This window comes from Bacillus sp. P4_D3 (assembly GCF_056401855.1).
On record NZ_JBFUIN010000247.1, the window covers coordinates 1 to 4,738 of the forward strand.

7 protein-coding genes and 1 pseudogene are annotated in these 4,738 nt (G+C 35.7%); 5 read left to right on the plus strand and 3 right to left on the minus strand.

Annotation, left to right across the window (positions count from 1 at the left end):
* The 3 genes and pseudogenes from AC1DTM_RS18425 to sspN form a co-directional block, all read left to right on the plus strand.
* Positions 1-532: pseudogene (locus AC1DTM_RS18425) on the plus strand (3'-5' exonuclease); the annotation flags it as partial.
* 131 nt (positions 533-663) lie between these two features.
* A complete protein-coding gene (locus tag AC1DTM_RS18430; protein WP_002160927.1) occupies positions 664-807 on the plus strand; it encodes an FbpB family small basic protein in 144 nt (47 codons plus the stop codon).
* A 43-nt stretch (positions 808-850) separates the two neighbouring features.
* Positions 851-985: an acid-soluble spore protein SspN gene (gene sspN / locus AC1DTM_RS18435; protein WP_000527988.1), complete on the plus strand. Its 135-nt coding sequence runs from the start codon at positions 851-853 to the stop codon at positions 983-985.
* A gap of 86 nt (positions 986-1,071) precedes the next feature.
* Here sspN and AC1DTM_RS18440 read toward each other — a convergent pair whose 3' ends face one another.
* Entirely contained in the window at positions 1,072-2,364 is a 1,293-nt protein-coding gene (locus AC1DTM_RS18440) for a glycoside hydrolase family 18 protein (RefSeq protein ID WP_477000619.1), read from the minus strand.
* 109 nt (positions 2,365-2,473) lie between these two features.
* Here AC1DTM_RS18440 and AC1DTM_RS18445 point away from each other — a divergent pair, with 109 nt between their 5' ends.
* A complete protein-coding gene (locus AC1DTM_RS18445) occupies positions 2,474-2,893 on the plus strand; it encodes an acyl-CoA thioesterase (RefSeq protein ID WP_002160928.1) in 420 nt (139 codons plus the stop codon).
* Between the two features lie 28 nt (positions 2,894-2,921).
* On the opposite strand, the gene AC1DTM_RS18450 is transcribed toward AC1DTM_RS18445, so the two are convergent.
* Positions 2,922-3,212 carry a HesB/YadR/YfhF family protein gene (locus AC1DTM_RS18450; RefSeq protein WP_002146331.1) on the minus strand — a complete coding sequence of 97 codons (291 nt, stop codon included), beginning with the start codon at positions 3,210-3,212 and terminating at the stop codon, positions 2,922-2,924.
* A gap of 108 nt (positions 3,213-3,320) precedes the next feature.
* On the minus strand, positions 3,321-3,917 hold the full coding sequence (gene plsY / locus AC1DTM_RS18455; protein WP_002160929.1) for a glycerol-3-phosphate 1-O-acyltransferase PlsY: 597 nt from the start codon (positions 3,915-3,917) through the stop codon (positions 3,321-3,323).
* Between the two features lie 225 nt (positions 3,918-4,142).
* Here plsY and nrdD point away from each other — a divergent pair.
* On the plus strand, positions 4,143-4,738 hold a 596-nt coding region (nrdD, locus tag AC1DTM_RS18460; protein ID WP_477000620.1), incomplete at its 3' end, for an anaerobic ribonucleoside-triphosphate reductase.

A 4,738-nucleotide genomic window follows, 5' to 3' on the forward strand; every position in this document is an offset into this window, starting at 1 on the left:
AACGTTAAAACGAATGCTTGGAATTCGCTTAAGTTCTCATAATGCATTTGACGATTGTATTACGTGTGCGGCAGTTTATCAAAAATGTGCATCTATTGAAGAAGAAGGAAAAAGAAAAGTGCAGAAAGAAGTACTTGATGAAACGGTAGCATACGAAGCAGTAAAAGAAATTCTTATGCGAAATAAACGTGATATCGAATGGATTCGCTGTATGAATGTCGGGAGCTATTTAGATATAAAAGCTTTTTACCCAATTATTAGGATGAAGGTAAACGGGCGAAAGAAATATGTGTTAACAGAAAAAATGGAAGACGATGTAATTGGTATTTGTACGAGCTTAACGTGTGAGGCAGCATTGAAAAGTGAGATTGGCAACACGAGAATTATGATTGACAGTGTAGAGGACATTTTCAAGCTAGAGAGCTACATTTTAGAAGAATACGATTCTGTATTGCGAGCACTGCATGAATATAGAGTGAATGAAGAAGATGCTGATGAAGAAATTAAAAAATATTTAAATATAATGATGTGAAAAAATCCCATGCGTAATATTTGCGTATGGTTTTTTTGTTAAAACATAAAATTTTCTTACAAATCTGATTAAAGAGTTTTTCATTTGCTCATACTATGTAATAAGAAAACGTAGAAGAAAGGGTGAGCAGCATGAGAAGAAGTCGCCGTAGATCGTTTGAAGAACTTGTAAATGAAAATAAACAACAATTATTAAGCGATCGTGATGCAATCGATCGAATTGAAGAACGTATTGAAAAACGTTATGCAATGAAACTTTTTAAGCAGGCTGAATAATTCTTAACACTAGTACGATACTAGTGTTAAGGAGGCGATAGTAATGGGTAATCCGAAAAAGAATTCAAAAGACTTTGCACCAAATCAAATTGGAACACAATCGAAAAAAGCTGGTGGGAATAAAGGAAAGCAAATGCAAGACCAAACTGGTAAGCAACCGATTGTTGATAACGGTTAAAAAAGGAGAATGTTATCATTCTTCTTTTTTGTGAGGGAATTAAAGATATATTTTTAACAGGAATATGAAAAAAGGGCTGACTTTCGTCAGCCTTTTTTCGTGATTGTAAAGTTTTCGACGAGTAAACGCCAATTTTGTGGGAATGGTAGGCCAATCTTCCAATAGCTGATGCCGCCTATTCCTTGTTCTTTCATTAAATTAAATTTACTTTGAACGGACCGTGAATCTTCAAACCAAACTTCATGTTGTACGCCGTTTTCGTCAAAGTAATTGAAATGAGGAGCTTGAGCCGTGAAATCATAGCGGATAGGAACATTGTATTTACGAGCTAGTGCAACAGCTGCAACAGAGCTAATTGCTTTTGCAGGTGGATTTCCTTGTTTGAACGGCAGTTTCCAATCGAAACCGTATAAATTTTGACCCATCATAATTTTTTGTGGTGGCATTTGAGATTTTGCATATTGAAGTACCTCTTTCACAGGACCAATAGGAGAAATCGCCATCGGTGGTCCGCCTTGCCAACCCCAGTCGTATGTCATAATGACGACGAAATCAACAATTTGTCCTTGTGCTTTATAATCATGAGCTTCAAAAAATTTCMCTTTTTGATTGGAACTTGTTTTCGGTACAAGCGTTGTACTTAATGTGTACCCGCTAGGTAAGCGCGTTTTTACATTTCGTAAAAAACGATTATATGCTTCGCGATCTTCAGGTGCTACATTCTCGAAATCAAAATGAATATCTCGCATGCCGTATTTTTCAGCTGTTTGCAAAATGTTCGTAATAAATTTGTTTTGAATCGTTGCGTCGCGTAAAAAAACAGATGCCAGTTCGGTACTGAAATTTCCATTTTCAATATTTGTAATAACGAGCATAGGGATGGTTTTACCTTGCGTTGCAATATTAGCGATTTTAGCTGTTTCGGTTGGTTCTTTTAAAGTGCCGTCTCGTTTTGCTTCGAAGCTGAAGTAGGCTAAATATGTTAAAAATGGATTAATAGCACGTGTAGCATTTACTAAACTTTCTTTTATCGGTATTGTTGAAGGTTGTAAATAAGCGATGGATTCTACTGCTCGTTTTGTTCCTTTCGGTATATATAATTGTTGTCCGACATGAAGAATAGATTTTAATGAAAGGTTATTAACTTTAGCTAAACTGGCGAGAGGAACGCTATATGTTTGAGAAATTCGATAAAGGCTGTCACCAGGCTGTACATAATAGTTATTTCCTTTTGTATTAACGATAAGTGCCTGACCAACAACGAGTGTTTCGGCTGGGTTTAGTCCATTGTCTTTTACAATTTCTTCAGGTGTAGATCCATATTTTGATGMTAAACTATAAACACTATCACCGCTACGAACAGTTACAATTTGAATCATGTGTTTGCCCCTTTCGGTAAAAGATTCACTGTTTTTATTTTATTTTTGATTCCACTGTATTATGATTAAATGTATGCAAGGTAGCAGAAGTGAAAGAAGGCGAATAGAAATGTTTGTAGCAGAACATGAAGTTGAAATCCGCTATGCGGAAACAGACCAGATGGGTGTTGTTTACCATTCAAACTATTTAGTGTGGCTGGAACTTGGGCGCACGAAACTTATACAAGAATTAGGATTTTCGTATGTTGAAATGGAGAAAGAGGGAATTATCTCTCCTGTATTAGACTTGCAAATTTCATATCGTAAAGCGATGCGTTACGGTGAAAAAGCAATTGTGAAAACGTGGATTGATACTTTGAGCCCGCTGCGTGTTGTATATGGTTATGAAATTTATAACGGTGATGGCGAGCTTTGTATTACTGCAAGTACAACGAATATTTGTGCGAAAAAAGAAGGGTTCCGCCCTGTATCATTTAAAAAATTATATCCTGAGTGGTATGCGAAATATGAGGAAATTAAAAAAAAATAAAAAAAAGCGTGGCAGAAGCCACGTTTTTTTATTTTTCATAATTAAATTGAGGGAAATCATCACCGTCGTTAAGTGTCACTAATAAATTATGTCCATCGAAGAACCACTCATCATCGCCTTCAATAAAGAAGTTAATACCTTCTTCTTGCATTTGAACAGCAGGATGCGCAGGATCATCTTTACGAATACCTAAAGAAAGTCCTTTTTGCACAGTACTGCAACCACCGTATTGTACGAAAAAGCGTATTGTTTCACCTGATTGTAAGTGTAATTCGTTTTTATACCATTGTGCTGCTTCTTTTGTTACGGAAAGATTCATGTATAGTTCCTCCAAATTATGTTGCTTTTTCTTTAGTATAAAAAATAACGCAAAAAGACGCTATTAATATGCTTCACGTTTTCTTTTTGCGTTATGTGGGTTACGATCTTATTTTTGCTTTTTTGAAAAGTTTGCTTTTGGTTCAGTTTTATTTATAATTCGTCCGATATTTGCACGGTGTTTATAAATAACCATACCTGCTAATAAACACATCGCAATAATGAAGATTTTATCCCCGCTAACAATGGATGCAATAACAGCAATGACAGCTGTTACCATAGAAGAAAGTGATACGTATCTTGTTGTAAATAAAAGGCTGAAAAAGACAACAGCTAATATTGCAAAAACAACTGGTGAATAGCATAATAATACCCCAGCAGAAGTTGCAACTGCTTTCCCCCCGCGGAATTTTGCGAAGATCGGATAGACATGTCCAAGAACAGCGGCTAATCCAAACCATAGTGGGTGAATATCTGACCCGAAAATAATCGGTAGACTTGTTGCTAATGTACCTTTTAAAATGTCAGCAATTGTTACGATAAAACCTGCTTTTTTCCCTAATGTACGGAATGTATTAGTTCCGCCTAGATTACCGCTTCCATGCTCACGAATGTCGATTCCATAACCGATTTTTCCAACGACTAATGCAAATGGAATCGAACCGAGCAAGTAGGCAACGATAAATAAAAGATATGTAATAATCATGAGTTCAGTCTCCTTTATACAAATGTGTTGATAAAGGGTAAAAAGAGTTTTTCCCGTTCATTGTACCATACATTTGTAAAGAGCACATTTCTTTTTTACAAATGAAAAAGTCATTAATTTTTAAAAAAACTTTCACAGGAATGTTACATTTTTCACAGGAACAGAAGAACTATATGTTGTATGATTTTAATCAAAAGACAACAACATGTTGGTGGAGGGTTATGAATGTTGAAACAAAATGTACGTGGAGAAGAATTAATGAAAGTATTTGAGACAATTATTCACGGTAATGAACAAGATTTAATGCAGGAAAATGCAAATGTAGATGGCCGATCTCCAATGGGAGTAATGGGAACGTTCGCATCTGAGAGCGCAAAGTATTATGCAGTAGAAAAATTATTATCAGATCAAGTGAAAAAAGCGATAGATCAAAATATATTATATCCACATGATTTAGATTTTTATGCAACAGGAACAACGACTTGTTCGCAAATTCCGTTAGCGCAAATGCTTGCTAACGGTTTTCATACTGGACATGGACATATGAGACAACCGCAAGACATTAAAAGTGCATTGGCGCTTTCTTCAATTATTTTTCAGGCGAATCAAAATATGCAGCACGGTGGTCAATCGTTTGCACTCTTTGATATTGATTTAGCTCCATATGTGAGAAAAACAGTAGAGAGACATAAAAAACGACTACAGTCATATCCGCTTACGAAAGAACAAATAGAGGAATTTGCATGGAAAGAAACAGAAAATGATACGTATCAGGCGTGTGAGGCTTTCGTTCATAATTCAAATAGTATGCATAGTAGGGG

What these genes read in the sequence shown, in the direction of transcription:
- AC1DTM_RS18445 (WP_002160928.1), top strand. Translation starts at nt 2,474, where the DNA reads ATGTTTGTAGCAGAACATGAAGTTGAAATCCGCTATGCGGAAACAGAC.
- AC1DTM_RS18430 (WP_002160927.1), top strand. Translation starts at nt 664, where the DNA reads ATGAGAAGAAGTCGCCGTAGATCGTTTGAAGAACTTGTAAATGAAAAT.
- sspN (WP_000527988.1), top strand. Translation starts at nt 851, where the DNA reads ATGGGTAATCCGAAAAAGAATTCAAAAGACTTTGCACCAAATCAAATT.
- plsY (WP_002160929.1), bottom strand. Translation starts at nt 3,917, where the DNA reads ATGATTATTACATATCTTTTATTTATCGTTGCCTACTTGCTCGGTTCG.
- AC1DTM_RS18450 (WP_002146331.1), bottom strand. Translation starts at nt 3,212, where the DNA reads ATGAATCTTTCCGTAACAAAAGAAGCAGCACAATGGTATAAAAACGAA.